The following is a 25,371-nucleotide window of genomic DNA, read 5'->3' on the forward strand; positions in this document are numbered from 1 at the left end:
GGAGGGCTCAGTCGGCCGGGCCGGTGAACACCAGGTAGGGCGCGCCGGCCTGGTAGCCGACGGCGACGGTCAGCGCGTCGCGGCGGTCCTCCGGGACGGTGAACACGTAGACGCCGACGGCGGACTCCCCCGGGCCGGCCGTGCCGGCGAAGGGAGCGGCCGAGGGGTCCTCGAGCGGTGACGCCGGGGTGGCGTCGGGCCCGGAGGTCACGTCGACGGCGACCGCGTCGAGCGACAGCGGCGCGTCCGTGCCGTTGACGATCCGCACCGTCACCCGGACGGCGGGGCCGGCGACCTGGCCGGGGCCCTGGGCGCTGCCCCGCACCGCCTCGAGGTCCTCGACGGTCGCGGTGACGCCGTTGCCGACGGCGGCCACCTCGGTGAAGGCGACCGGCGCGAGGCTCGGCGGCAGCGCCGTGGCGTCCTCGGTGGGGCCGGTGGGCTCGGGGGTGGGCGGCGGCGCGGGCACCGGGGCGGTGGGCCGGACGACCTCCGTCGGCACGCTGGCCGTCGGGGTGCCCGGGGCGGCCGCGGCGCTGCCGTCGTCGCCGCGGCCGGCCAGCACCACGAGCGCGGCGAGGGCGGCGCAGAGGACCGCGGCCACGGCGCCGGCGACCAGGCGGCGGCGCGTCGGCGGTGCCGGCCGCGCGGCGTCTCGGGGACTCATCGGGGCAGTGCTCCCATCTCGCGGTACCAGCGGCCCAGGGCGAGCACGACGTAGCCGGCCGTGCCGAGGGCGAGCAGCCCGTACGCCCCGAGGAAGACCGCGGGGGCGCCGAGCAGGACGAAGACCAGGCAGAGGACGCCGTAGTCGGTGGGCGCCACGAGCAGCGAGCGCAGCACGCTGGGCCGGTCGTCCGAGCGGGCCGCCCGGGTGCGCACGCCGTGCTGGGCGCGCAGCGCCTCGTTGAGCAGGGTGGCCGAGAAGTGCACGACCGCCACGACGGAGAACGCCAGCGGGACCAGCAGCCAGCCGCGGCCGATCCCGTCCACGCGGGACAGGCCGAGGAACACCGCCAGGTGGATGCTGGCGATCTTGGCGCTGTCGACGACGTGGTCGAGCCACTCCCCCGCCGGCGACCCGCCGCCGCGCAGCCGGGCGAGCTGCCCGTCGGCGGAGTCGAGCGCGTAGCCGAGCACGAGGCAGGCGGTGACCGCGGCACCCGTGGCCCACCCGAGCGGCGCGACGGCGACGAGCGCGATGCCGGCCGCCGTCCAGACGGCGCTGACCGCCGTCACCGCGCTGGGGGTGAGCCCGGCGTGGAAGGCCAGCGCGGCGAGCACCCGGCCCAGCGGCCGGTTGACGAACCGCGAGTAGGCCGGGGCGCCCTGGGCGCCCTTCTGCGCGCCGGCCAGCCGGCGGACGGTCGCGGCGACCGTCTCGCCGGAGGCGGGCAGGACCGCGGCGGTCACTGCTGGCCCGCCGGGAGGGTGCCCCAGCCCGGCGCCGGTGCCGGCACCGGCGCGGTCGGCAGGACCACCACGTTGTCCGGGACCGCCGGGGCGGTCGGGCGGGCCGGGACCGGCGGCGGGGCGAGCGGCAGGTCGGCCGCGGTCGGGCGGCGGCGGCCGCTGGGCCGGCGGCGCGGGACGTCGCGCGCGGCCAGCCGCCGGGCGAGCTCCTCGTAGCCGCTCGCCACCTCGTCCCAGTCGTAGCGGGCGGCGAGGATGCGGGCCCGGCGCCCGGCGCGGCGGGTGCCCTCGGGGTCGGCCTCGACGGCGGCGAGCTCCCGCGCGACGTCCTGGGGCGTGCGGAAGAACCGGCCCGAGTCACGGACGACCTCGCGGTTGAAGTCGACGTCGAAGGCGGTCACCGCGGCGCCGGCGCCGATGGCGCGCAGCAGCGAGGGGTTGGTGCCGCCCACCGAGTGGCCGTGCAGGTAGGTGGCGCAGTGGGCGTAGAGCTGGTCGAGCAGCTCCTGGTCCCAGACGCCACCGAGGAAGCGCACCCGGTCGTCGGCCAGCGCGTGGATGCGGCGGGTGTGGGCGTCGGCGTAGGGCGCCGAGCCGACGACGACCAGCGGCTTGGCGGCGTCGCTGGCCACGTACCCCTCGACGACCACGTCGACGTGGTTCTCCGGCTCGAAGCGGGCGACGGCGAGGTGGTAGCCGCCGGGCTCCAGGCCCAGCTCGGCCAGCCGGTGCGACCCGGGCGCGATGAGCGGGGCGCCGTAGGTGAGCAGCGTCGTCGGGGCGGCGAAGGCCTCGCGGTAGTACTCCGCGATGCCCTCGGCGTCGGCGATGAGGACGTCGGACCAGCGCACCGCCAGCGCCTCGGCCACCCGGTAGTAGCGGCGGCCGACCGGGCCCCACTTGGCGCGCTTCCACTCCAGGCCGTCGACGTGGGTGGCGACGGGGATGCGCGCGGCGCGCAGGGCGGGCAGCAGCGGCGCGTTCGCCGAGTTGAACACGATCGCGGCGTCGGTGCGGTGGGCGACCAGGTGGCGGACCGACAGCGCCGTGTGGCTGAGCGTCTCCAGCGCCCGGCGGCGCGCGGCGGGCAGGTGCACCAGCTCCATGCCGAGGTGCTCGGCCGGCGGCTGCCCCTGCGCGCCCGGCGTCGTCCGGCAGTAGACGACGACGCGGTGGCCGCGGTCGGCGAGCCGGCGGCCCACCTCCTCGACCGCCGTCTCGAAGCCGCCGTACCGCGCCGGCACCCCGCGGGTCCCCACCAGGGCGATGCTCAGCTGGCTCATCGGTTCCGTCCTCGGGTCGGTGGCTGCGGAGGGGTGCGTCGGGCCGGCCCCGGTGCGCAGCCGTCCCTCGATCGTGCGGAGTGCGGGGGTCGCCCCTCCTCCCCCGCGCGGGTGGCGCGGGGGTGAGACGAGGGGGACGGGGCGGTCAGTAGGCGCCGGAGCGGCTGAGCACGGCGCGGAAGGTCTTGGCGACGATCAGCGCGTCGAGGGCCAGCGACCAGTTCTCGACGTAGCGCAGGTCGAGGCGGACCGACTCCTCCCACGACAGGTCGCTGCGGCCGGAGATCTGCCACAGGCCGGTGAGGCCGGGCCGGACGAGCAGCCGCCGGCTGACCGAGGAGTCGTAGCCGGCGACCTCGCGGGGCAGCGGCGGGCGCGGGCCGACCAGCGACATGGAGCCGCCGAGCACGTTCAGCAGTTGCGGGAGCTCGTCGAGCGACAGGCGGCGCAGCCACCGGCCGACGCGGGTGACCCGCGGGTCGGTGCGCATCTTGAACAGCAGCCCGTCGGAGATGTTCTGCGCGCGCAGCGCCTCGATCTGCCGGTCGGCGTCGACGACCATGCTGCGGAACTTGAGCATGGTGAAGCGCGCGCCGTTCACGCCCACCCGCTCCTGGCGGTAGAGGACGGGGCCGGGGCTGTCGAGCCGCACGGCCAGGGCGAGCGCGAGCATCAGCGGGCCGAGCAGCAGCAGGCCGAGCGCGGCGGCGAGCCGGTCGACGCCGCCCTTGACCAGCCGGCCCCAGCCCTCGAAGCGGGGCTGCTCGACCGACAGCAGCGGCAGGCCCTCGAACGGGCGGATGTGCAGCCGGGGTCCGGCGACCTCGATGAGGCCGGGGGCGACCAGCAGCTCCACGCCGGTGCCCTCCAGTTGCCAGGACAGGCGGCGGAGGTACTCGGCGGCGGTCTCGCTGGCCGAGGTGACCGCGACGGCCTCGGCGCCGAGCCGGGCGACGGTCGCGGCGACGTCGTCGAGTCCCCCGACGGGCACGCCGAGCGCGTCGGCGACGCGGGCCCGGCCGTCGGGGGTCACGCACGCGCCGACGATCTCCAGCCCGGCGTATCCCTCCCGCCGGATGGCGCCGGCGAGCTCGACCACCGCGCCGTCCCGGCCGACGACGACCACGCGCCTGGTGGCCGCGCCCCGGGCCCGCATCCGGCGCAGGACGCAGCGGGCGGCGACCCGGCCGGCGAGGGTGAGCACGGTGAGGGCGGGGACGGCGCCGAGGACGAGCGCGCGGCTGAGCTCCAACTGTGCGGCGAAGGAGACCACGGCGGCCAGCGCCAGGAGCAGGAAGCCGGCCCGGCCGACGGTGCGGTACTCGTCGCTGCCGGTGCCGAAGACGCGCTCCTCGTGCGCGCCGGTGCCGAGGAGCAGCAGCGGCCAGGCGACGACGAGCGCGGCGGCGGTGAGGACCAGGGGCGAGCCGGCCGTCAGCGGCAGCGGCGAGGCCAGCAGCACGGTCCCGGTGGCCAGGACGGCGGCGCTCCCGTCGAGCAGGTGCAGCGCGGCGCTGTAGCGCCCGGCCCAGCGGCGGGCGGGGACGCGGCCGACGGCGCGCAGCGGGCGCGCGGTCCCGGGGGCCGGGCGGGGCACCGGCAGGGTCCGGGTGGCCCCCCCGGCGGGTGCGGAGTGGTCCAGCAGCACGTCTCCCCCTCGTCACGCTCAGTGCGTGGGAGAGACGATCGTCACTGACCGTGCATCGTCGCGCCGCCGATCCCGGCGTCACGTCCCCCGACGCACGAGGAACACTCACAGAGCGTCACGGGTGGGTCAATGCGGAGAGTGACCCTTCACCCGAAGGGGAGAGATCAGGTGCGGGGGTGGACCACGTTCTGCGCCGCCTCGAGGCCGTGCGCCAGCAGTTCCTCGGCGGCGTCGGCGGCCTCGGCGACGAGGAGGTCGAGCTCCTTGCGCTCCGTGGCGGAGAAGTCCTTGAGGACGAAGTCGGCGGGGTCCTGCCGGCCCGGTGGCCGGCCGATGCCGACCCGGACCCGGAGGTAGTCGCGCGTGCCGGTGGACCGGCTGATCGAGCGCAGCCCGTTGTGGCCGCCCTCCCCGCCGCCCCGCTTGAGCCGCACCGCGGCGAACGGGATGTCGAGCTCGTCGTGCACGACGACGAGGTCGGTGGCGGGGATCGAGTGGTAGTCGAGCAGGCCGCGCACGGGGCCGCCGGACTCGTTCATGTACGTGGTCGGCCGGGCGAGGACGACGCGGCGGCCGGCCAGGCGGCCCTCGCCGAGCAGCGTGCGGGCCCGCTTGCCCTTCCCCGGGGACAGCCGCGTGCCGATCCGGGAGGCCAGCTCGTCGAGCACCATGGCGCCGACGTTGTGCCGGTTGCCCGCGTAGGACGGGCCGGGATTGCCCAGCCCGACGACGAGGAGGGGTCCCTCCGACGGCGGGGACGCCGCAGGGGCGCCGGCGGTCGCGCCGGCGCCCCTGCGGGACGTGCTCTCGGTCAGCGGGGACCTCAGCTGTTCTCGGTCGACTCGATCGACTCGCCGCTGCCCTGGTCCAGCGGCTCGGGGACGACGTCGCCCTCGCCGACGCCCTCGGCGGCCGGCGCGGACTCCTCGCGCTCGATGCCGGCCTCGGCCTCCGCCTCGGCGAGCTCGGCGTCGAGCTGCTCGGCGGTCGGGGCGGCCAGGACGTTGACGACCAGCGCCTCGGGGTCGGTGAGCACGGTCGCCCCGCCGGCGAGGGACAGCTCGGCGGCGGTGACGCCGTTGCCGGCCTCGCGGCCGGTGACGTCGACCTCGACCGTCTCGGGGATCGCGGTGGCGTCGGCCTCGACCGAGACGGTGTTCAGCTCGACGCTGACCAGGGTCTCGGCGGCGGCCTCGCCCACGACGGCGACCGGGACGTCGACGGTGACGCGCTCGCCGCGGCGGACGACGAGCAGGTCGACGTGCTCGTGCACGCGGGTCAGCGGGTCGCGCTGCACGGACTTGGTGAGCGCCAGGTGCTCCTGGCCGTCGAGGACGACGGTGATCAGGGCGTTGGTGCCGCCGTTGCGCAGGACCGCGGCGAACTCGCGGGCCGGCAGCGACAGGTGGACCACGTCCTGGCCGTGCCCGTACAGGACGGCGGGGATGCGGCCCGCGCGGCGGGTCCGGCGGGCGCTGCCCTTGCCGAACTCGGTGCGGGCCTCGGCGACGAGGCGGAAGTCAGCCACGGTGTGTGCTCCTCAGGTGGTACGGCCGGTGTGCCGGCGGCCGGGCGCGGCACACCTCGCGGGGAGCACACGCACGTCGATCACGGAGTGCGGACGGGCCGCCTCCCTCGCCGGGCGACTGCCCATCCTACGCGACGCCGTGACGGACCCACGCCGTCCGGTACCGGCGGGTTCCTCGATCCCGGCTCTGACCTGCGGGTTCCCTCGCCGGAGGGGGTTCCGCCGGTGGTCGGGCAGCGCTACCGTCCCGCGCGGCGCCGGTCGCCGGACGCCACCGGGACACCCCACACCCCCTCAGGAGGGACCGTGCTCCCCGTCCTCACGCGCGCCCGCGACCGTGCCAGGCGCGAGCTCGTCGGCCGGGTCCCGGCCGCCCGGTCCCTCGCCCACCGGCGCTGGCAGCGGCGGCTGCGCCGGCACGAGCCGCTGCTCCCCTCCCTGCCGCCCGCGCACGCGTCGCTGGTGACCACCCTGCGCGAGCAGGGGGTCGCGATCACGACCCTCGACGGGCTGGGGCTCCCCCGCACCGCGGAGCTCCGCGCGGGCCTCACCCGGCTGGCCGACGGGCTCGCCCGCCGGCCGGCCGACGGCGACACCGTGCGCCCGCCACTGGAGGCCGTGCTGTCCTGTCCCGAGGTGTGGCAGTGGGGCCTGGCGCCGGAGGTGCTCGACCTCGTCGAGTCCCACCTGGGCCTGCCGGCCCGCTACCACGGCGCCGACGTCCGCCGGGAGGTCGCCACCGGCCGCACGGTCGGCGTCCGCCAGTGGCACCGCGACATCGAGGACCACCGGGTGTTCAAGGTCCTGGTGTGGCTGGACGACGTCGACCTCGACACCGGCCCGTTCGAGTACGTCCCGCGCGACGCCACCCGGCGGCTCACCCGGGAACTGCGCTACGTGACCGGCTTCGTCGGCGACGACGACGTGCGCGCCCACGTGCCCGAGAGCGAGTGGCGGCAGGCGACCGGGCCGCGGTGGACGGCGGTGGTGGCCGACACCCGGGCGGTGTTCCACCGGGCGATGCCGCCGCGGCGGCGGGACCGCTACTCGGTGACCTTCACCTGGACGTCGCGCACGCCGACGTCGACGATCCCGGTCCCCCCGGTGGAGGAGCCGCTGCGCTCCCTCGCCTGGCGCGGGCTCGACGAGCGGCAGCGGCGCACCCTCGCGCCCGCGTACGCCCGGTGAGCGCGGGCCCGCTGACTAGCTGGCGCCACCGAAGAGGCTGGTGACCGAGCCGTCCTCGAAGACCTCCTTGATCGCCCGCGCGAGCAGCGGGGCGATCGACAGGACGGTGAGCTTGTCGAACAGGCGGGCCGGCTCGATGGGCAGCGTGTTGGTGACGATGACCTCGCTGACCTGGCTGTTCTTGAGCCGGTCGACGGCGGGGCCCGACAGCACGCCGTGGGTGGCGCAGACGATGACGTCGGAGGCGCCGGCCTCGAACAGCGTCTCGGCGGCCTTCACGATCGTGCCGCCGGTGTCGATCATGTCGTCGACCAGGATGCAGACCCGGCCCTCGACGTTGCCGACCACGCGGTTGGCCTTGACCTCGTTGGGCCGCATGGGGTCGCGGGTCTTGTGGATGAAGGCCAGCGGGACGCCACCGAGGGCGTCGGTCCAGCGCTCGGAGACCCGGACCCGGCCGGAGTCGGGCGAGACGACGGTGATGTCGCGGTCGCCCCAGCGCTCCTTGACGTGGCCGACGAGCAGCTCGAGGGCGAAGAGGTGGTCGACCGGGCCGTCGAAGAAGCCCTGGATCTGCGCGGTGTGCAGGTCGACGGTCATCAGCCGGTCGGCGCCGGCGGTCTTGAACATGTCGGCGACCAGGCGGGCGGAGATGGGCTCGCGGCCGCGGTGCTTCTTGTCCTGGCGGGCGTAGGGGAAGAACGGCGCGACGACGGTGATCCGCTTGGCCGAGGCGCGCTTGAGCGCGTCGACCATGATCAGCTGCTCCATGAGCCAGGTGTTGATCGGCGCCGTGTGGCTCTGCACCACGAACGCGTCGCAGCCGCGGACGGACTCCTCGAACCGGACGAAGAGCTCCCCGTTGGCGAACTCGTAGGCCGCCGTCGGCGTCGGCGTGACCCCCAGGTGGCCGGCGATCTCCGCCGTCAGCTCGGGGTAGGCCCGGCCGGAGAAGAGCATCAGGCTCTTGCTGGTGGTCTGCCGGATCGCGCTCATCGGCTGTGTGCCCTCACTGCTCGGAGTTGGCCGCGGAACCGGCCCCGGCGTCCGCAGGCCCCTGCTGGCCGGCCGCGCCCTCCGCCGCCGCTGCGGCCCGCGCCGCGGCGGTGCCGGGACGGCGTCGTCGCACCCAGCCTGCCACATTGCGCTGTGCGGCCCGCGCCACACCCATGGCCCCCGGCGGGACGTCCTGGGTGATCACCGAGCCGGCGGCGGTGTAGGCGCCGTCGCCCACGGTGACCGGCGCCACGAGCATGGTGTCCGAGCCGATGCGCACCTCGTCGCCGATCGTCGTCCGGTGCTTGGCCACGCCGTCGTAGTTGACGAAGACGGTGGCCGCGCCGATGTTGGCGCCGCGGCCGATGGTCGCGTCGCCGACGTAGGACAGGTGCGGCACCTTCGATCCCTCGCCCACCTCGGCGTTCTTCGTCTCCACGAACGCGCCGACCTTCGCGTCCGCCGCCAGCCGGGTGCCCGGCCGCAGGTAGCTGAACGGCCCGACCGAGGCCCGCGGGCCGACGGCGGCGCCGAGGACGTGCGAGCGCACGACGGCGGCGCCCTCCTCCACGGTGGTGTCGACGAGCGTGGAGTCCGGGCCGACGACGGCGCCGGCGGCCACCGACGTCGTCCCGCGCAGCTGTACGCCCGGCTCCAGCAGCGCGTCCGGGGCCACGGTGGCGGTGACGTCGACCCAGGTGGTGGCCGGGTCGACGACGGTGACGCCGGAGCGCATCAGCCCGTCGAGGACGCGGTCGTTGAGGGTGCGGCGGCGGGCGGCGAGCTCGCGGCGGTCGTTGCAGCCGAGCACGTCGGCGGGGTCCTCGGCGCGGACGGCGGCCACCGGGGCGCCGCCCTCGACCAGCGGGGCCAGCGCGTCGGTGAGGTACTGCTCGCCCTGGGCGTTGTCGGTGGCGAGCCCGGCGAGCACCCGCCGCAGGGTGCCGGCGTTGGCCACGTAGACGCCCGCGTTGACCTCGCGGATCGCCCGCTGCTCCGGCGTCGCGTCGCGCTCCTCGACGATCGCCCGCGGCGCGCCCTCGGCGTCGCGCACGATGCGCCCGAGCCCCGTCGGGTCCTCGACCTCGGCGGTCAGCACCGTGAAGACGCTGCCCGCCTCGGCGTGCGCGCGGGCGAGCTCCGTGAGGGTCCGCTCCCGCAGCAGCGGCGCGTCCCCGTTGACCACGAGCACGGCGCCCTCGAGGTCGGGGACGGCGTCGAGGGCGACCCGGGCCGCGTGCCCCGAGCCGAGCTGCTCGGCCTGCACGACGGCCCGCGCGCCGGGCGCGACCGCGGCCAGGTGCTCCTCGACCGCCTCGCGCCCGGAGCCGACGACCACGAGCGTCTCGCCGGCCCCCAGCGGCGCCGCGGCCGCCAGCACGTGGCCGAGCATGCTGCGCCCGCCGAGCTCGTGCAGGACCTTCGGCGTGGCCGACCGCATCCGGGTGCCCTGCCCTGCGGCGAGGACGACGACGGCGGCGACTGCCTGCTGGGCGCTCACGGGACTCCTCCGACGCTGGGACGCCGGCGGTCCCACCGGCGCTGCTGGGGGACTCGGACTCGAACCGAGACTTCCCGGCTCCAAAGGCCGGCGGGCTGCCGATTACCCCATCCCCCACCGCGGCGCCGCGCGGCACCACACCCCGACGAGCGTAGGGGGCGCGCCCGCACGGGGCACGGCTGTGGTGACCCGGGCCCCACCTGCGGCTCCGCGGCCCGGGCGGCGGGCCTCCCTACGGTGCCGTAGGTTACGGCGCACCCAGCCCAGCGGTCGTCCAGAGGTGTGCGACCGGGCCGGCCGACCCCAGGAGGCAACCGCCCCGTGTCCGCCCCGTCCCTCACCCGGCCGACGGCCTTCCGCCCCGCCGACCCCGACGCCGGCCTCCCGGCCACCGCTTACGGCAAGGAGAAGGGCCACCTCGAGCAGCTGGTCCTCTACGTCTTCGTCGTCGTCCCGTTCCTGGCGCTGGCCGCGATCGTGCCGGTGGTGTGGGGCTGGGGCCTGTCCTGGCTGGACGTCGCGCTCGCCGTGGCCTTCTACTTCGTCCCCCTGCTCGGGGTGACCGTGGGCTACCACCGCTACTTCACGCACGGCTCGTTCAAGGCGCGGCGGCCGCTGCGGATCGCGCTGGCGATCGCCGGCTGCATGGCGATCCAGGGCCCGGTCGTGCAGTGGGTGGCCGACCACCGCCGCCACCACGCCTTCTCCGACCGCGAGGGCGACCCGCACTCGCCGTGGCGCTACGGCACCGACGCGCGGGCGCTGCTCAAGGGCATGTGGCACGCCCACCTCGGCTGGCTGTTCGACCGCCGGCAGACCAACGCCGCCCGCTACGCCCCCGACCTGCTCAAGGACCGCGGCCTGCGGATCACCAGCCGGCTGTTCAGCCTCTGGGCCTTCCTCAGCCTGGCGCTCCCCGCGGTCATCGGCGGGCTGGTCACGCAGAGCTGGGCCGGCGCCTGGACGGCGTTCTTCTGGGCCGGCCTCGTGCGCACCGGGCTGCTGCACCACGTCACGTGGTCGATCAACTCGGTGTGCCACGTCGTCGGCAGCCGGCCGTTCGCCTCGCGCGACCGGGCCACCAACTTCTGGCCGCTGGCGATCCTGAGCGCCGGCGAGTCGTGGCACAACCTGCACCACGCCGACCCGACCTGCGCCCGCCACGGCGTGCTGCGCGGGCAGATCGACATGAGCGCCCGGGTCATCTGGGTGTTCGAGAAGCTGGGCTGGGCCCACTCGGTGAAGTGGCCCGACCCGGTGCGCCTGGCCGCGAAGCGCCGCGCGGCCGAGCCGGCCGCGGCCTGACCGGGGCCCGGCCGGCCGTGGACGCGCACGGCATGCCCCGCCCGCGCGTCCGGATGACGGGCGCGCAGCGGCGCGAGCAGCTCGTCGCGGTCGGCCGGGCGGTCTTCGCCGAGCGGGGCTACGACGGCACGTCCATCGAGGAGCTCGCCGTCCGCGCCGACGTCAGCAAGCCGGTGGTCTACGAGCACTTCGGCGGCAAGGAGGGCCTCTACGCCGCCGTCGTCGACCGCGAGATGCAGCGGCTGCTCGACCGGTTCACCGCCGCGCTCGCCCAGGGCGGCGGCCCGCGCGCGCTGCTCGAGCGGGCGGCGCTGGTGCTCCTGGACTACGTCGAGGGCGACACCGAGGGGTTCCGGGTGCTCTCCCGGGACTCCCCCGGCTCCGGCGCCTACTCCTCCCTGCTCGGCGAGCTCGCCCGGCGGGTCGAGTCCCCCCTCGCCGAGCAGCTCGGCGCCCGCGGCCACGACCCGGCGCTGGCCGGCCTCTACAGCACCGCGCTGGTCGGCATGGTGGCGCTGGTCGGGCAGTGGTGGCTCGAGCACCGCTCCCCCGGCAGGGAGGAGGTCGCCGCGCGGCTGGTCGACCTCGCCTACTCCGGGCTGGCCCACCTCGACCCCCACCCGGTCCTGCGGACGACGGGCGGCGCCCCGGCCTGAGGCGTCCTCAGCCGACGAGGCGGGCGCCGGGCACCGGCCCGTGCACCACGCGGACGGTGCGGAACACGCCCTCCCCGGCCAGCACGGCGGCCAGCCGCAGCGCCGCGTCCTCGCCGTCGGCGAGCGCGGCGACGGTCGGGCCGGAGCCGCTCACCAGCGCCGCCGCGGCGCCGGCGTCGGTGGCCGCCCGCAGCGCCCGCCGCAGCGCCGGGCGCAGCGAGATCGCCGGCGCCTGGAGGTCGTTGGCCAGCGCCGCCGCCAGGGCCGCCGCGGGCCCGCTGCGCAGTGCGGTGAGCACCGGCTCCGGCGAGGGGGTGTCCGTGCCGTCGGGGACGCGGCCCGCGGCGCGCAGCCGGTCGAGCTCGGCGTAGACCGCCGGGGTGGACAGCCCGCCGTCGGCGATCCCGAGCACCCAGTGCCAGGGCCGGCGGGCGAGCACCGGGGTGAGCTGCTCGCCGCGGCCGGTGCCGATCGCGACCCCGCCGGCCAGGCTGAACGGCACGTCGCTGCCGAGCTGCGCGGCGAGGGCGGTGAGGTCGCCGCGGGTGGCGTGGGTGCCCCACAGCGCGTCGAGGGCGACGAGGGCGGCCGCGGCGTCGGCGCTGCCGCCGGCCAGCCCGGCCGCGGCGGGGATGGTCTTGTCGACGGCGATGGCGGCGTCGGCGGGCACCCCGGCGTGCTCGGCGAGCAGCTCGGCGGCCCGCCAGACGAGGTTGCGCCGGTCGGTGGGGACCGGGTCGGGCCCGCCGGCGCCCTCGCCGGTGACGGTGACCGACAGCCCCTCGCCCGGCCGCACCGTGACGGTGTCGAGCAGGGACACGGCGAGGTACACCGTCTGCAGCGCGTGGAAGCCGTCCTCGCGCAGCGGCCCGACCGCGAGGGAGACGTTGACCTTCGCCGGCGCGTGCGCGGCGACGGCGCCGTCGCCGCGGGTGTGGCCGGGCCCGCCCGGCGAGGACCAGCTCACGGCCCGGTCACCGGGGCGGTCGCCGCCAGCCGCGCGAAGTCGGCGACCGAGAGCCGCTCGCCGCGGGCGGCCGGGTCGATGCCGGCCGCGCGCAGCCGCTGCTCGGCGGCGGCCGGGCTGCCGGCCCAGCCGGCCAGCGCCGCGCGCAGGCCCTTGCGGCGCGTGGCGAAGGCGGCGTCGACGACGGCGAAGGTGGCCGCCCGGTCCCCCGGCGGGGGGTCGTGCCGGTCGAGGGCGACCAGGCCGGAGTCGACGTTGGGCTCGGGCCAGAACACCCGCCGGCCGACGTTGCCGGCGCGGCGGGCGGTGCCGTACCAGGCGGCCTTGACCGAGGGGATGCCGTAGGCGGCGCTGCCGGGCGGGGCGGCCAGCCGCTCGGCGACCTCGGCCTGGACGAGCACGAGCGCGCGCCGGAGGGTGGGCAGCAGCTCGAGCAGGTGCAGCAGGACGGGCACGGCCACGTTGTACGGCAGGTTGGCCACCAGCGCCGTGGGAGGCGGCCCGGGCAGCTCGCGCACGCGCAGGGCGTCGGCCTCGACGACGGTCAGCCGCCCGGCGAGGTCCGGCCGGCGCGCGGCCACCGTCCGCGGCAGCAGGGCGGCCAGCCGCGGGTCGATCTCGACGGCGGTGACGGCCGCGGCGGCGGGCAGCAGGCCGAGGGTGAGCGAGCCCAGCCCGGGCCCGACCTCGAGGACGACGTCGTCGGGGCGCAGCCCGGCGGTGCGCACGATGCGCCGGATCGTGTTGGCGTCGTGCAGGAAGTTCTGCCCGAGCGTCTTGGTGGGACGCAGACCGAGCTGCTGGGCCAGCTCGCGGATCGCGGCCGGGCCCAGCAGCCCGTCGGTCTGCTCGGGGGTGCTCAGCGGCTCGTGCTCAGGAGAACAGGCGGGGGCCGCAGTGCGGCCACTGGCCGGCGCCGGAGCGCGCGTAGAGCATCTGGGCGCGCATGGTCTGCTCCTCGGCCGAGGCCTGGGACGGGACGCCGCTGCCGCCGACGGCCTGCCAGGTGGCGACCGAGAACTGGTAGAGGCCGTGGTACTTGCCGGTGGAGCTGACCGCGTTGGCCCGCCCACCGGACTCGCACTGGGCGAGCGCCGCCCAGTTGAGGCCGTCGGCGGTGGCCGGGACGCCGCCGGAGGGCGCCGGGCGCTCCTTGGTGCCCACGGTGACCAGCTCGTCGACCGACGGGACGGTGACGGCGGTGTTGAGCTGCTCGCGGGAGGTCTCGACGCCGTCGGTGACGGTCACGCGGAACGTCGTGGCCTGCTCGCCGGCGACGCCCTCCTGGGTGACGGCCTCCTCGCCCTCGAAGGCGTTCGGGTCCTCGGTCTCGACCGTGCGGAACGGCACCGGGGCGGTCACGACCTGCTCGGTGACCGAGACGCGGAACACCTGCAGGCGCATGGCGCCCAGCAGCGGCTGGGTGGCGAAGAGGCTGGTGCGGTCGTGCGCGCCGAGGACGACGCCCTGCTCGGCCAGCAGGTCGCCGGCGGTGGCGGCGGTCGTGGTGACCACGCGGGTGGCGCCGTCGACGACGAGGGTGACGGCCTTCGGGGTGGTGATCGACAGCGCCATGCCGTCGAGCGGGAGGCGCTCGCTGCGGCTGGCGGACAGGACCATGCCGTCGGCGCGGTAGCCGAGCTGCTCGAGCGCCTCGTCGACCGACAGCGCGGTCACGTAGACCTCGCTGCTGACGCCGTCGACGGTGAGCTGCAGCGGGCGGGCGCGGTTGACCACGACCGTGTCGCCGTCGGCGACCGCGGCCTCGGCGGCCGGGAGGACGACGTCGTGCGCCTGCGTCTCGAGCCCCTCCTCGGCGAGCACCTCGCCGACGGTGTCGGCGTAGGTGCTGACCTCGCGGGCCTGGCCGTCCACGGTGAGGACGAGCGACTTCTGCGCGGCGTACCACGCCACCGAGCCGCCCACCAGTCCGGTGAGGACCAGGGCGAAGAGGGCGAGCTTCAGCGTTCGGGACACGGGTCTCTTCCGAGGTCGGGGGCCCGGCACGGGTCGCCTCGGGCGGCAGCCGGCTCCGAGGGGACCCCGGGGCCGTGGCGCCACCCGGGAGGGTCCCCATCCCGGTCGGTCACGTCACGATAACGAGCCTGGTGCGTGTGGCAACGGTGCGCACGGAGTCAACCACCGGGGCGAGATGTCGATACGCCGCCGCGCCGACACGGCGTGTGACGGACGCGCCGCGTGGGACGGGTGTGACGACTGCGTTCTGCGAGATCAGCGCGTGACCGAGGTCACGGTGTGGCGGCCACCGCTCCGGGGCACCGGGGCCGGTTCAGCCGGCCAGCGCCCGCTCGCTGACGCGCACCGGCCGCAGCCAGGTGAGCAGGAACCCGGCGACCGCGAGGCCCGCGGCCAGCCCGGCGAAGCCGCCGGCGACGAGGGCGACCGGCACCAGGTCGACGTTCTCGGTGACCCGGTCGCCGAGGTCGATGCCGCCGACCAGCAGCAGCGTGCCCAGCGGCAGCAGCGCGAGCACGCTCGTCGCCGCGGTCACCAGGTGCGCGGTCCAGGTGCGCAGCGCCTCGTCGACCGGCACGTCGGCGCCGTCGGCGGGCAGGGGGCGGGTCAGCGCGCGCAGCAACGCCACCTCGGCGAGCAGCCAGGCGGCCAGCGGGACGGCGAGGGCGGTCCAGCCGACGGCGTCGCGCAGGTCCCCCTGCTGCCAGGTGACGACGGCGGCGACGACCTCGGCGACGACGACGGCGCGCATCGTCCACAGCAGCCACAGCGAGATCTGCTCGCTGCGCCGCGGCCGTCGGGCGGGCTCGGCCAGGCGCCAGCGCGGCCGGGGGCGGGTGGCCTCGGCGAGCACGACGCCGACCAGCAGGCCGATGATCAGCGCCGGCAGCCACAGGAACACCGACGCCTCGGCGAACACGGCGATGCTCGCGCCGATCGCGACCAGGCCGAGGAGCAGGCCCAGCCGGCGCACGCGCCGGCCGTGCTGCGCCTGCCGGTGCAGCGTGGCCACGCCCTCGGCCGTCGGGGTGGTGAACTCGATCGCCGCGGACGCGACGGCGCGCCGGCCGGCGGCCAGGGCCCACGCGCGGGCCAGCAGCACGCCGGGCACCAGCACGGCGATGAAGAGGACGACGGCGATGAGGCGGCCCACGGGACCAGTGTGCCTCGCTCCGGCGCTCAGCCGGTCGGGCCGGTCCCCCACGATCCGAAGACCCGCTCGGCGTTCCGGGTGAGGGCGTCGCACAGCTGCGCGAGCTCCACCCCGGTGACCTCGGCCAGCGCCCGGACGGTGTGCGGCACGAGCCGGGAGGCGTTCGGCCGGCCGCGGTGCGGCACCGGCGTGAGGAACGGCGAGTCGGTCTCCACCAGCAACTGGTCCACCGGGGTGAGCGCGGCCGCCTCGCGCAGGTAGCCGGCGTTGCCGAAGGTCAGCGTGCCGGCGAAGGACAGCAGGAACCCGCGCTCGACGCAGGCCTGCGCGAACGCGGCGTCGCCGGAGAAGCAGTGCATGACCACGTGCTCCGGCGCGCCCTCGTCGTCGACGACCCGCAGCACCTCCTCGTGGGCGTCGCGGTCGTGGATGACGAGCGCGACGCCGTGCTCCTTCGCGATCCCGATGTGCGCCCGGAAGGAGGCCTCCTGCGCCGCCCAGCCGTCGGGGCCGGTGCGGAACCGGTCCAGGCCCGTCTCCCCCACCGCGCGCACCCGCGGCAGCGCCGCGAGCCGGTCGATCTCGGCCAGCGCGTCGTCGTCGGCGAGCCCCTCACCGGCCTCGTTGGGGTGCACGGCGACGGCGGCCAGCACCCCCGGGTGCCGGGCCGCCAGCTCCGCCGACCAGCGCGAGGAGGCGACGTCGACGCCGACCTGCACCAGCCGGGTCACGTTCACCGCCGCCGCGGCCGCGATCTCGGCGTCCACCGCGGCGTCCTCGGCGGGCTCGTCGGTGCGGAAGCCGTCGAGGACGATGTCGAGGTGGGTGTGGCTGTCGATCGCCGGCGCCGGCAGCGGCTCCGGGGACGGCGGCGGCTCGCCCCGCCGGTTGGCGCGGGACGCGGCCGAGCGGCTCACGGGGCGTTGCCCTCCAGCCGCGCCAGCTCCTCGGCCACGATCGACTCGTCGAGCTTGCGGAACACCGGGGTGGGCGGGGCCAGCGGCGTGCCCGAGGGCAGCGGCCGGGAGGCCCACACCGCCTGCGCGTCGCCGTAGTCGCCGGTGATGACCGGGTAGGGCGAGCCGTCGTCGAGGTCGGTGACCTCCTCCACGCGCGGCGCCGGCGACCACACGCCGGTGCCGCCGAGCAGCTCGTGCACCTTCTGCGCCGAGTGCGGGAGGAACGGGGTGAGCAGCGCGTTGCAGTCGCTGACCGCCTGCAGCGCGGTGTGCAGCACGGTGTCCCGGCGGGCCGGGTCCTCCTTGAGCTTCCACGGCGCCTGGTCGGACAGGTACTTGTTCGCCTCGCCGACCACCCGCATCGCCTCGGTGGCCGCGGCCTTCTGGCGGTTGCGGGCCAGCAGGTCGCCGATCGGGCCGAACGCCGACGACGTCGAGGCCAGCAGGGCGCGGTCGGCGTCGGTCAGCTCGCCCGGCGTCGGGACGGCGCCCACGTTCTTCGCCGCCATCGACACCGTGCGGTTGACCAGGTTGCCCCAGCCGGCGACGAGCTCGTCGTTGTTCCGCCGGAGGAACTCCGCCCAGGTGAAGTCGGTGTCCTGGGTCTCGGGGCCCGCGACGGCGACGAAGTAGCGCAGCGCGTCGGCGTCGTAGCGGGCCAGGAAGTCGCGGACGTGGATGACCACCTGGCGGCTGCTGGAGAACTTGCGGCCCTCCATGGTGAGGAACTCGCTGGAGACCACCTCGGTGGGCAGCGCCAGCCGGCCCAGCGAGCCGGGACTGCCGCCCCTGTCGCCCTCGCCGTTGTAGCCCTGCAGCTGCGCGGGCCAGATCTCGGCGTGGAAGACGATGTTGTCCTTGCCCATGAAGTAGTAGGCGTCGGCGTCGGGCGACTGCCACCACTGGCGCCACGCGTCGGCGTCGCCGGACCGGCGGGCCCACTCGATGGACGCCGACAGGTAGCCGACGACGGCGTCGAACCAGACGTAGATGCGCTTGTCGGGACGGTCGCGCCAGCCGTCGAGCGGGATCGGCACGCCCCAGTCGATGTCGCGGGTGTAGCTGCGCGGCTTCAGGTCCTCGAGCAGGTTCTTGGCGAAGTTGAGGACGTTGGGCCGCCAGCCCCGGCGGCTGTCGAGCCAGTCGCCGAGGGATCGGGTGAAGGCCGGCAGGTCGAGGAAGTAGTGCTCGCTCTCGACGAAGCGCGGCGTCTCGCCGTTGATCCGGCTGACCGGGTTGATCAGGTCGGTGGGGTCGAGCTGGTTGCCGCAGTTGTCGCACTGGTCGCCGCGGGCGCCGTCGTAGCCGCAGATCGGGCAGGTGCCCTCGATGTAGCGGTCGGGCAGGGTGCGGCCGGTGGACGGGCTGATCGCGCCGAGCGTCGTCTGCGGGAAGACGTACCCGTTCTTGAGCAGGCCGAGGAAGATCTCCTGGCTCACCTGCGCGTGGTTGACCGTGGTGGTGCGGGTGAACAGGTCGTAGCTCAGGCCGAGGGCCTGCAGGTCGCCGACGATAATCCGGTTGTTGCGGTCGGCGATCTCCCGTGGGCTCACCCCCTCCGCGTCGGCGGCCACGGTGATCGGCGTCCCGTGCTCGTCGGTGCCGCTCACCATCAGCACCCGGTCACCGGCCATCCGGTGGTAGCGGCTGAAGACGTCGGAGGGGACGCCGAAGCCGGAGACATGGCCGATGTGCCGCGGGCCGTTGGCGTAGGGCCAGGCCACGGCGGTCAGGATGTGCCGATCACTCACGTGTCGAGAGTAGTGAGGCCCGGCCACCCGCCTCCCGTCAGGAACCGGGGGCGGTGCTCGACGCGGGGGCGCCGGCGCCCGCGTCCGCGCCCGCGGGCGTGCTGACGGCGAGCGCGCCGAGGGCCAGACCGATGAGCACCACGGTGACCAGCCGGGTGCGCGGGTGGGTCACCGGCCGCTCGGCCGGGCGGCGGCGCGGGCCCGCCGCGGTCCAGGCGGCCGTCGCCGGCGCCGAGGTGAGCATGAGCTTGCCGACCGGCACGGCCAGCGCGAGCAGCAGCAGGGCGGGCAGCGGCAGCGTCGTCGGCAGGACCACGTCGCTGCCGACGGCGAGGACCGCCAGCGCGGCGAGCAGCGCGATCTCCCCGCAGGCGACGCCGGCCGGGAGCCGGTGGCCCGAGCCGTCGACCGCCGCCAGGCCGCCGGCCGCGCACAGCACGATCCACGCGGCCAGCCCGCCCAGCGCGGCGGCGACCAGCAGGCCCGGGGGCCGCGACGTCGCCGTCAGCAGGCCGTCGAGGCCGGTCAGCCCGCCGGCCAGCAGCCCGACCGCCTCGAGCAGGCTGACCGCGGCCAGCAGCAGGACGGTCGCCGGCCGCCGCTGCGGGTCGGCGGTGGTCGGGAGGGGGGCGTCGAGGACGCTGGTCGCCACGGGGTCGCTCCTGGCCGGGGACGTCGGTCACCGGTCAGGTCGTCGCGCGGGCGGCCCGGCAGGAGGGCGCGCGCCCCCGCCCTCACCCCTCGGGGGGAGGGATCAGCGGCGCGCCTCCCGGTCCGCGGCCAGCCGCCGCGCCGCGGCCTCGCCCTCGGCGCCGCTGAGCCGGCTGTGCCGCCGCCCGTAGGCGAAGTAGACGACGAAGCCCAGGGCCATCCAGACGGCGAACCGCAGCCAGGTGTCGGCCGGCAGGTTGAGCATCAGGTAGAGGCAGGCCAGCGCCGAGACGATCGGCAGGACCGGCACGAGCGGGACGCGGAACGCGCGGTGCAGGTCGGGCCGGGTGCGGCGCAGCACGATCACGGCGATCGACACCAGCACGAAGGCGAACAGCGTGCCGATGTTGACCAGCTCGGCGAGCGTGCCGAGCGGCAGGAAGCCGGCGAGCAGGGCGACGGCGATCCCGGTGCCGATGGTGATCTTGTACGGCGTGCCGTAGCGCGGGTGGACGGTGGCCATCCCCGGCGGCAGCAGGTGGTCGCGGCTCATCGCGAACAGGACCCGCGACTGGCCGAGCATCAGGATCATCACGACCGAGGTGAGGCCGGCCAGCGCGCCCACCGAGATCAGGCTGGAGACGAACGACAGCCCGACGCTGCTGAAGGCCTCGGCCAGCGGCGCCTCCGTGGACAGCTCGCCGTAGGGCTGCATGCCGACGACGACGAGGCTGACGGCGACGTAGAGCAGCGTGCAGATGACCAGCGAGCCGATGATCCCGCGCGGCAGGTCCTTGCGCGGGTCCCTCGTCTCCTCGGCCGCCGTCGCCACGATGTCGAAGCCGATGAAGGCGAAGAACACGATCGAGGCGCCGGCGATCACGCCGCCCCAGCCGAAGCTGCCCTGGCTCCAGCCGAACAGGGTCTGGATGAGCGGGGCGTGCCAGCCGCTCGCCCCGGCCGCCGCGGGCTCCGCCGGCGGGACGAAGGGCGTGTAGTTGGCGGCCTTCGTGTAGAAGAACCCGAGCACGATGATCAGCAGGACGATGGCGACCTTGATCGCCACGATCACGCCGGTCACCCGGGACGAGAGCTTGATGCCGAGCACGAGGACGCCGGTCATCACCAGCGCGATGACGATCGCCGGGATGTTGACCGTGGCGGTCTCGCCGGCGATGGAGGTCGGCAGCGGGATGCCGATGTCACCGAGCAACTGGTTGAGGTAGCCCGACCAGCCCACCGAGACGGTGGCCGCGCCGAGCGCCAGCTCCAGCACCAGGTCCCAGCCGATGATCCAGGCGACGAGCTCGCCCATCGTGGCGTAGGAGAACGTGTACGCCGACCCGGCCACCGGGACGGTGGAGGCGAACTCGGCGTAGCAGACCGCCGCCAGCCCGCAGACGACGCCGGCGATGACGAACGAGATGGCCACGGCCGGGCCGGCGGTGGTCTTCGCGACCTCACCGGTCAGCACGAAGATGCCGGTCCCGATGATCACCCCGACGCCGAAGACCGTGAGGTCGAGGCCGGAGAGGTTCTTCTTGAGCCGGTGCTCGGGCTCGTCGGTGTCGCGGATGGAGTCCTCGACGGACTTGATCCGCCGCGTGCCTGCGGCCACGCCGTCCCCCTCGCTGTCACCCGGCGGTCCCGCCCGGCGCCGGTCCTCCGGGGAGCGTGGCACGGGCACCCGGTGCTCGCACGCCTACGCTCCTGGACGCCCGCCACGGCGGCGGGCCGGGAGGAGGCGGTCCGGGTGAGCGAGGAGCAGGCGGGCGCCGCACCCGGCCCCTACGTGCCCACGACGCGACCCCGGCCGGCCGGTGCGCCGCGCCCGGTGCGGCTGCGGCCCGAGGGGGTGGGCGCCGTCGTCGACTGCGCCGTCTACGTCGAGGGCCGCCGCGAGCCGCCGGTGGACCCGATGGAGGCGCTGGAGACCGCCGTCGAGCGGGGCGGGTTCGTGTGGCTGGGGCTGTACGAGCCCACCGAGGAGGAGCTCGGCGCGATCGCCGAGCGCTACGGGCTGCACCCGCTCGCCGTCGAGGACGCCGTCTACGCCCACCAGCGGCCCAAGCTCGAGCGCTACGACGACGACCTGTTCATGGTGCTCAAGACCGCCACCTACATCGAGCACGAGCAGCTGACCGCGACCAGCGAGGTGGTCGACACCGGCGAGGTCATGGTGTTCGTCGGCACGCACCACGTGATCACCGTGCGGCACGGGCAGCACGGCGACCTCGCCGACCTGCGCCGCCGGCTCGAGGACCAGCGCGACCTGCTGTGCCAGGGCCCGTCGGCGGTGCTCTACGCGGTGGCCGACCTCGTCGTCGACTCCTTCGTCGAGGTGGCCGAGCAGGTGCAGGACGACGTCGACGAGCTCGAGGCGTCGGTGTTCAGCCCGCAGCGCACCGACGACATCGGCCGGCTCTACCAGCTCAAGCGCGAGCTGATGCAGCTGCGGCGGGCGGTCGGGCCCCTGGAGCTGCCGCTGCAGAAGCTCTCGGAGCGGCAGATCGACGTGGTGCCCGAGGCGATGCGCTCGTACTTCCGCGACGTCCTCGACCACGCGATCCGCGTGCGCGACCAGGTGGGCTCCCTCGACGAGCTGCTGTCGTCGATCCTGCAGGCGTCGCTGGCGCGGACGTCGATGAGCGACAACGAGGACATGCGCAAGATCTCGGCGTGGGCGGGCATCATCGCCGTCCCCACCGCCATCGCCGGGATCTACGGCATGAACTTCGAGTGGATGCCCGAGCTGCAGTGGCGCTGGGGCTACCCGATGGTCTGGCTGGTGATCGTCGTGGCCTGCTCGCTGCTGTACCGCGGCTTCAAGCGCAACGGCTGGCTCTAGCCCTCTCGCTCTTCCCGCGCCTCCCCGCGCTGTGTGCACCCGTCGCGATCCGCACCGCACCGCGGGCGCGCTGAGTGCACGAGGGGTCATCGGCGCAGCGCCGCACCGATCATCGCGAGCACGCGCGCGGGCTCGCGGAGGTCCGCAGCCGTCACGAAGACCACCGTCCACCCGGCCGCCTGCAGTGCGTTGAGACGCCGCCGGTCCCGCGCGAACTGGCCGGGCTCGGCGTGCCACGCGCCGTCGTACTCGACGGCGACGCGGAGCTCCGGCCAGGCGAGGTCGACCCGTGCCACGAACCGGCCGCCGTCCGTCACCACGTGCTGGGCCACGGGCGCCGGGAGTCCGCCGTCGACGACGAGCAGCCGCAGCCTGGTCTCCTGCGGGGACCCCGCCAGGCCGTCGGCGCGTGCGCAGGCGCGACGGACGCGCGCCGATGCAGCTCCCGGGAGCGCGACCCGGTCCCGCAGCTCCGCCAGGCCCACGACGCCGGCCGCCACCATCCGGTCCACCGCCACGACCGCCTCGTCGGCCTCGAGCAGGGCCGCCGCCCGCACGGTGGCCGCCGCGGGCGACAGGACGCGGACCCTCTGCAGGACCCGGACGTCGGCCGGGTCCAGCGCGAGGCGGCGCACCCGGACGCCGGGGACGCGGCGCGGGTGGGAGCCCGGGGGCAGGACGAGCTCGACGTCGTCCCGCTCGTCGGCGAGGTCGACGCCCCGGAGGACCGCGGCACTCGCGCCCGAGACGACGGCCCCCGGCAGGAGCAGCCGTGCGGCGGCCCGAGCGCGCAGCCGGTGCGAGCCGGGGACGGCGGCGTCGACGTAGACGTCCCGGAACAGCCGCCGGCAGGACGGGCCGCGCAGGCGGGCAGAGGTCAGCAGGCCGCGTCGGACCACGTCGGTCCCGCGGAACATCCGGCCGCGGAGGGCCTCGGGGAGTCGGGTGCCGGGCACGGGACGCAGACTCGACCGACCCGACGACGCGCTGCGCCGCGGCGTCCCCAGGCCGCGATCCGTGCACAGATCGCGCCGCGCCGGTGTGACGAGGAGCGGTGTGTGCACACACCGCTCCGCAGCGCGCGCGGTCAGGAGCCCTTGGTGGCGACGACGGCGTCGTAGACCGTGCGGCGCGGGAGGCCGGTGCGGGCGACGACGGCGCGGATCGCGTCCTTGCGGGTGGCCCCCGCAGCCTCCTCCCCCGCCACCAGCGCCGCCAGCTCGTCGGTCGAGAGGGACACCGGCTCGGGCACCGCGCCCGCGACCACGAGGGTGATCTCCCCGCGCACGCCCTCGGCCGCCCACTCGGCGAGCGAGGACAGCGGCCCGCGCCGGACCTCCTCGTGCGTCTTGGTCAGCTCCCGGCACACCGCCGCCTCGCGGGCGGGACCGAACGCGCCCGCGCAGTCGGCCAGCGCGTCGGCCAGCCGGTGCGGCGACTCGAAGAAGACCATCGTGCGGCGCTCGTCGGCGAGCGAGGCCAGCCGCGACCGCCGCTCCCCCGGCTTGCGCGGCAGGAACCCCTCGAAGCAGAACCGGTCGACCGGCAGCCCGGACACGGCGAGCGCGGTGACCACCGCCGACGGCCCGGGCACCGAGGTCACGTCGACGCCGGCGTCGATCGCCGCGCGCACCAGCGTGTAGCCGGGGTCGGACACCGAGGGCATGCCGGCGTCGGTGAGCAGCAGGACGGTCGCGCCGTCGGCCAGCGCGGCCAGGAGCCCCGGCAGCCGCTGGCGTTCCACCGACTCGTGGAAGGTCACCACCCGGCCGCTGAGCGTCACCTCGAGGTCGGTGGCCAGCCGGTGCAGCCGCCGGGTGTCCTCGACCGCGAGGACGTCGGCCGTCGCCATGGCCTGCCGCAGCCGCGGGCCGACGTCGCCGGGCTGGCCGAGGGGTGCCCCACCGAGCACGAGCCGTCCGGTCACGACGGCGAGCCTGTCACGCCGGTCCGCGCAGGCGGCCCACATACCCTGAGGCCCATGGCGGTCCTGGCTCCCGAGCGCACGGCCGAGGGACCGCCCGCCGGCCCGCCGCCCGCCCGGAGGCGGTGGCCACTCCCCCGCCCACGGGTCGACCGCGTCCCGCCGCTGCCCGCCGACGCGAGGCTGTCCTGGCTGCTCACGGGGCTGCTGGGCCTGCTCACGCTGGTCAGCCGGCTGGTCGGCATCAGCTACCCCCGCACGCTGCTGTTCGACGAGGCGTACTACCCGCCCGAGGCGTGGGACCTGCTGACGTGGGGCCACGAGTACAACCGCGGCTACACGTTCATCGTCCACCCGCCGCTGGGCAAGTGGCTCATCGCCTCGGGCGAGCAGCTGTTCGGCTACACCAGCCTGGGCTGGCGGTTCCCGTCGGCGGTGGCCGGGGCGGTGACGGTCGTCGTCCTCGTCCGGCTGGCCCGCCGGCTCACCGGCAGCACCCTGCTCGGCCTGGTCGCGGGCCTGCTGCTGGCCCTCGACGGGTTCGCCTTCACGGTCTCGCGGATCGGCCTGCTCGACGTCTTCCTGCAGGTCTTCGTCGTCTCCGCCGTCGCCTGCCTCGTCGTCGACCGCGAGCGGGTGCGCGCCCGCGTGCGCGCGCACCTGCCCGTGCCGGCCACCGGGTCCCGGCTCGGCCCGCGCGGCTGGCGGATCGCCGCGGGCCTGCTGTTCGGCTGCGCCTGCGCGGTGAAGTGGAGCGGCCTGTACTTCCTCGCCTTCGCCGCGGTGCTCTCCCTGTTCTGGGACCGGGCGGCGTGGCGGGAGGCCGGCGTCCCCAACCCGACCGCGACGACGCTGCGCCGCTCGCTGCCCGGCGCCACCTGGGCGCTGGCCGCGGTCCCCGTGCTCACCTACGTCGCGAGCTTCACCGGCTGGTTCCTCGGCGAGACGGCGCAGGGGCGCTGGTGGGCGCAGCGCAACCCGGAGACGGCGTTCCCGTGGGTCCCGGACGCGCTGCGCTCCTGGTGGCACATGCACACCGAGTGGTGGACGTTCCACAACGGCCTGTCCACCCCGCACCCGTGGGAGTCGGGCCCGTGGACCTGGCTGGTCAACGGGCGGCCGATCCTGCTGTGGAACCCGCAGGGCCTCACCGACTCCGCCGGCGAGCAGGTGATCCGCTACATCCTCATGGTCGGGACGCCGACCCTCTGGCTGGCGTTCGCGCCCGCCCTGGCGTGGACGGCCTGGCGGGTGGTGGCCCGGCGCGACCCGGTGGCGATCCTCGTCGCGGTCATGGTCGCCGCGGGCTGGGGCACGTGGTTCCTCAACCCCGAGCGCACGATGTTCGTCTTCTACATGGCGCCGGTGCTGCCGTTCTTCGTGCTCGCCGTCGTCCTGGTGCTGCAGGACGCGCTCGGCCGCCCGGACGCCCCGCCGTGGCGCCGCTCGGCGGGCCTGGCCGCCGTCAGCGGCTACGTGGCCGTCGTCGCCGGCACGTTCGTCTTCTTCTACCCGGTGCTCGCCGGGCTGCCGCTCTCGCACGCGGAGTGGGTGGCCCGCATGTGGTTCCCCTCATGGTTCTGAGGACGTGAGCCGCCAACTGGTTGCGGAGTACAACCGGAG

At 75.9% G+C, this 25,371-nt stretch carries 23 protein-coding genes and 1 tRNA gene; 5 read left to right on the forward strand and 19 right to left on the reverse strand.

The genetic code is table 11. The features are described from left to right. Nucleotides 1-7 precede the first annotated feature (7 nt). The 6 genes from ACI79X_RS00930 to ACI79X_RS00955 all read right to left on the reverse strand — a co-directional run bounded on the left by ACI79X_RS00930 (nt 8) and on the right by ACI79X_RS00955 (nt 5,872). Nucleotides 8-667 (reverse strand): hypothetical protein, encoded by a 660-nt coding sequence (locus ACI79X_RS00930; protein WP_457023538.1) that lies wholly within the window; start codon nt 665-667, stop codon nt 8-10. Then, entirely contained in the window at nt 664-1,413 is a 750-nt protein-coding gene (locus ACI79X_RS00935) for a CDP-alcohol phosphatidyltransferase family protein (RefSeq protein WP_457023539.1), read from the reverse strand. The genes ACI79X_RS00930 and ACI79X_RS00935 overlap by 4 nt, the downstream gene beginning before the upstream one ends. Beyond that, a complete protein-coding gene (locus ACI79X_RS00940; protein WP_457023540.1) occupies nt 1,410-2,696 on the reverse strand; it encodes a DUF1972 domain-containing protein in 1,287 nt (428 codons plus the stop codon). Before ACI79X_RS00940 ends, ACI79X_RS00935 begins: the two co-directional genes overlap by 4 nt. Nucleotides 2,697-2,841: 145 nt before the next feature. Beyond that, nucleotides 2,842-4,344, reverse strand: coding sequence for a sugar transferase (locus tag ACI79X_RS00945; protein ID WP_457023541.1), 1,503 nt, complete (start codon nt 4,342-4,344; stop codon nt 2,842-2,844). A gap of 164 nt (nt 4,345-4,508) precedes the next feature. Then, nucleotides 4,509-5,066, reverse strand: a complete 558-nt coding sequence (gene pth, locus ACI79X_RS00950) for an aminoacyl-tRNA hydrolase (protein ID WP_457023649.1) — start codon at nt 5,064-5,066, stop codon at nt 4,509-4,511. Nucleotides 5,067-5,167: 101 nt separating this feature from the next. Next, on the reverse strand, nt 5,168-5,872 hold the full coding sequence (locus tag ACI79X_RS00955) for a 50S ribosomal protein L25/general stress protein Ctc (protein WP_457023542.1): 705 nt from the start codon (nt 5,870-5,872) through the stop codon (nt 5,168-5,170). A gap of 306 nt (nt 5,873-6,178) precedes the next feature. Between ACI79X_RS00955 and ACI79X_RS00960 the strand changes: the two genes are divergently transcribed. Further along, complete coding sequence (locus tag ACI79X_RS00960) at nt 6,179-7,060, forward strand: hypothetical protein (protein ID WP_457023543.1); 882 nt, start codon at nt 6,179-6,181, stop codon at nt 7,058-7,060. A gap of 15 nt (nt 7,061-7,075) precedes the next feature. Here the strand turns inward: ACI79X_RS00960 and ACI79X_RS00965 are convergent, their stop codons facing one another. The 3 genes from ACI79X_RS00965 to ACI79X_RS00975 form a co-directional block, all read right to left on the reverse strand. Then, entirely contained in the window at nt 7,076-8,056 is a 981-nt protein-coding gene (locus ACI79X_RS00965; protein WP_073418578.1) for a ribose-phosphate diphosphokinase, read from the reverse strand. A gap of 13 nt (nt 8,057-8,069) precedes the next feature. Further along, a complete protein-coding gene (gene glmU / locus ACI79X_RS00970; protein WP_457023544.1) occupies nt 8,070-9,557 on the reverse strand; it encodes a bifunctional UDP-N-acetylglucosamine diphosphorylase/glucosamine-1-phosphate N-acetyltransferase GlmU in 1,488 nt (495 codons plus the stop codon). Between the two features lie 44 nt (nt 9,558-9,601). Beyond that, nucleotides 9,602-9,674, reverse strand: a tRNA-Gln gene (locus tag ACI79X_RS00975). A gap of 204 nt (nt 9,675-9,878) precedes the next feature. Between ACI79X_RS00975 and ACI79X_RS00980 the strand changes: the two genes are divergently transcribed. Continuing rightward, nucleotides 9,879-10,862, forward strand: coding sequence for an acyl-CoA desaturase (locus ACI79X_RS00980; protein WP_457023545.1), 984 nt, complete (start codon nt 9,879-9,881; stop codon nt 10,860-10,862). Between the two features lie 32 nt (nt 10,863-10,894). Then, the gene (locus tag ACI79X_RS00985) at nt 10,895-11,518 is read left to right on the forward strand and encodes a TetR/AcrR family transcriptional regulator (RefSeq protein WP_457023546.1); all 624 of its coding nucleotides are present in this window, start codon (nt 10,895-10,897) and stop codon (nt 11,516-11,518) included. A gap of 7 nt (nt 11,519-11,525) precedes the next feature. Here ACI79X_RS00985 and ACI79X_RS00990 read toward each other — a convergent pair whose 3' ends face one another. The 8 genes from ACI79X_RS00990 to ACI79X_RS01025 all read right to left on the reverse strand — a co-directional run bounded on the left by ACI79X_RS00990 (nt 11,526) and on the right by ACI79X_RS01025 (nt 20,594). Beyond that, nucleotides 11,526-12,485: a 4-(cytidine 5'-diphospho)-2-C-methyl-D-erythritol kinase gene (locus ACI79X_RS00990; protein WP_457023547.1), complete on the reverse strand. Its 960-nt coding sequence runs from the start codon at nt 12,483-12,485 to the stop codon at nt 11,526-11,528. Further along, the gene (gene rsmA / locus ACI79X_RS00995) at nt 12,482-13,213 is read right to left on the reverse strand and encodes a 16S rRNA (adenine(1518)-N(6)/adenine(1519)-N(6))-dimethyltransferase RsmA (protein ID WP_457023548.1); all 732 of its coding nucleotides are present in this window, start codon (nt 13,211-13,213) and stop codon (nt 12,482-12,484) included. Before rsmA ends, ACI79X_RS00990 begins: the two co-directional genes overlap by 4 nt. 145 nt (nt 13,214-13,358) lie before the next feature. Then, nucleotides 13,359-14,462, reverse strand: coding sequence for a ubiquitin-like domain-containing protein (locus tag ACI79X_RS01000; RefSeq protein ID WP_457023549.1), 1,104 nt, complete (start codon nt 14,460-14,462; stop codon nt 13,359-13,361). A 313-nt stretch (nt 14,463-14,775) separates the two neighbouring features. Further along, on the reverse strand, nt 14,776-15,615 hold the full coding sequence (locus ACI79X_RS01005; protein ID WP_457023550.1) for a hypothetical protein: 840 nt from the start codon (nt 15,613-15,615) through the stop codon (nt 14,776-14,778). A 26-nt stretch (nt 15,616-15,641) separates the two neighbouring features. Further along, on the reverse strand, nt 15,642-16,532 hold the full coding sequence (locus ACI79X_RS01010; RefSeq protein ID WP_457023551.1) for a TatD family hydrolase: 891 nt from the start codon (nt 16,530-16,532) through the stop codon (nt 15,642-15,644). Next, nucleotides 16,529-18,325: a methionine--tRNA ligase gene (gene metG, locus ACI79X_RS01015; RefSeq protein ID WP_457023552.1), complete on the reverse strand. Its 1,797-nt coding sequence runs from the start codon at nt 18,323-18,325 to the stop codon at nt 16,529-16,531. Before metG ends, ACI79X_RS01010 begins: the two co-directional genes overlap by 4 nt. A 37-nt stretch (nt 18,326-18,362) precedes the next feature. After that, on the reverse strand, nt 18,363-18,977 hold the full coding sequence (locus ACI79X_RS01020) for a hypothetical protein (RefSeq protein WP_457023553.1): 615 nt from the start codon (nt 18,975-18,977) through the stop codon (nt 18,363-18,365). A gap of 102 nt (nt 18,978-19,079) precedes the next feature. After that, complete coding sequence (locus ACI79X_RS01025; protein WP_457023554.1) at nt 19,080-20,594, reverse strand: amino acid permease; 1,515 nt, start codon at nt 20,592-20,594, stop codon at nt 19,080-19,082. 135 nt (nt 20,595-20,729) lie between these two features. On the opposite strand from ACI79X_RS01025, the gene corA reads away from it, so the two are divergent. Continuing rightward, nucleotides 20,730-21,824, forward strand: a complete 1,095-nt coding sequence (gene corA / locus ACI79X_RS01030; protein WP_457023555.1) for a magnesium/cobalt transporter CorA — start codon at nt 20,730-20,732, stop codon at nt 21,822-21,824. An 86-nt stretch (nt 21,825-21,910) separates the two neighbouring features. On the opposite strand, the gene ACI79X_RS01035 is transcribed toward corA, so the two are convergent. Continuing rightward, nucleotides 21,911-22,780 (reverse strand): endonuclease domain-containing protein, encoded by an 870-nt coding sequence (locus tag ACI79X_RS01035; RefSeq protein WP_457023556.1) that lies wholly within the window; start codon nt 22,778-22,780, stop codon nt 21,911-21,913. Between the two features lie 131 nt (nt 22,781-22,911). After that, the gene (gene rsmI, locus ACI79X_RS01040) at nt 22,912-23,751 is read right to left on the reverse strand and encodes a 16S rRNA (cytidine(1402)-2'-O)-methyltransferase (RefSeq protein ID WP_457023557.1); all 840 of its coding nucleotides are present in this window, start codon (nt 23,749-23,751) and stop codon (nt 22,912-22,914) included. Between the two features lie 54 nt (nt 23,752-23,805). On the opposite strand from rsmI, the gene ACI79X_RS01045 reads away from it, so the two are divergent. Then, nucleotides 23,806-25,332, forward strand: a complete 1,527-nt coding sequence (locus tag ACI79X_RS01045; RefSeq protein WP_457023558.1) for a dolichyl-phosphate-mannose--protein mannosyltransferase — start codon at nt 23,806-23,808, stop codon at nt 25,330-25,332. Nucleotides 25,333-25,371: the final 39 nt, after the last annotated feature.

This window comes from Geodermatophilus sp. SYSU D01119, assembly GCF_054049975.1.

Excerpts from the sequence above, each read along its gene's own strand:
- ACI79X_RS00930 (WP_457023538.1), bottom strand. The coding sequence starts at position 667 with ATGAGTCCCCGAGACGCCGCGCGGCCGGCACCGCCGACGCGCCGCCGC.
- ACI79X_RS00940 (WP_457023540.1), bottom strand. The coding sequence starts at position 2,696 with ATGAGCCAGCTGAGCATCGCCCTGGTGGGGACCCGCGGGGTGCCGGCG.
- ACI79X_RS00965 (WP_073418578.1), bottom strand. The coding sequence starts at position 8,056 with ATGAGCGCGATCCGGCAGACCACCAGCAAGAGCCTGATGCTCTTCTCC.
- ACI79X_RS00985 (WP_457023546.1), top strand. The coding sequence starts at position 10,895 with ATGCCCCGCCCGCGCGTCCGGATGACGGGCGCGCAGCGGCGCGAGCAG.
- ACI79X_RS01045 (WP_457023558.1), top strand. The coding sequence starts at position 23,806 with ATGGCGGTCCTGGCTCCCGAGCGCACGGCCGAGGGACCGCCCGCCGGC.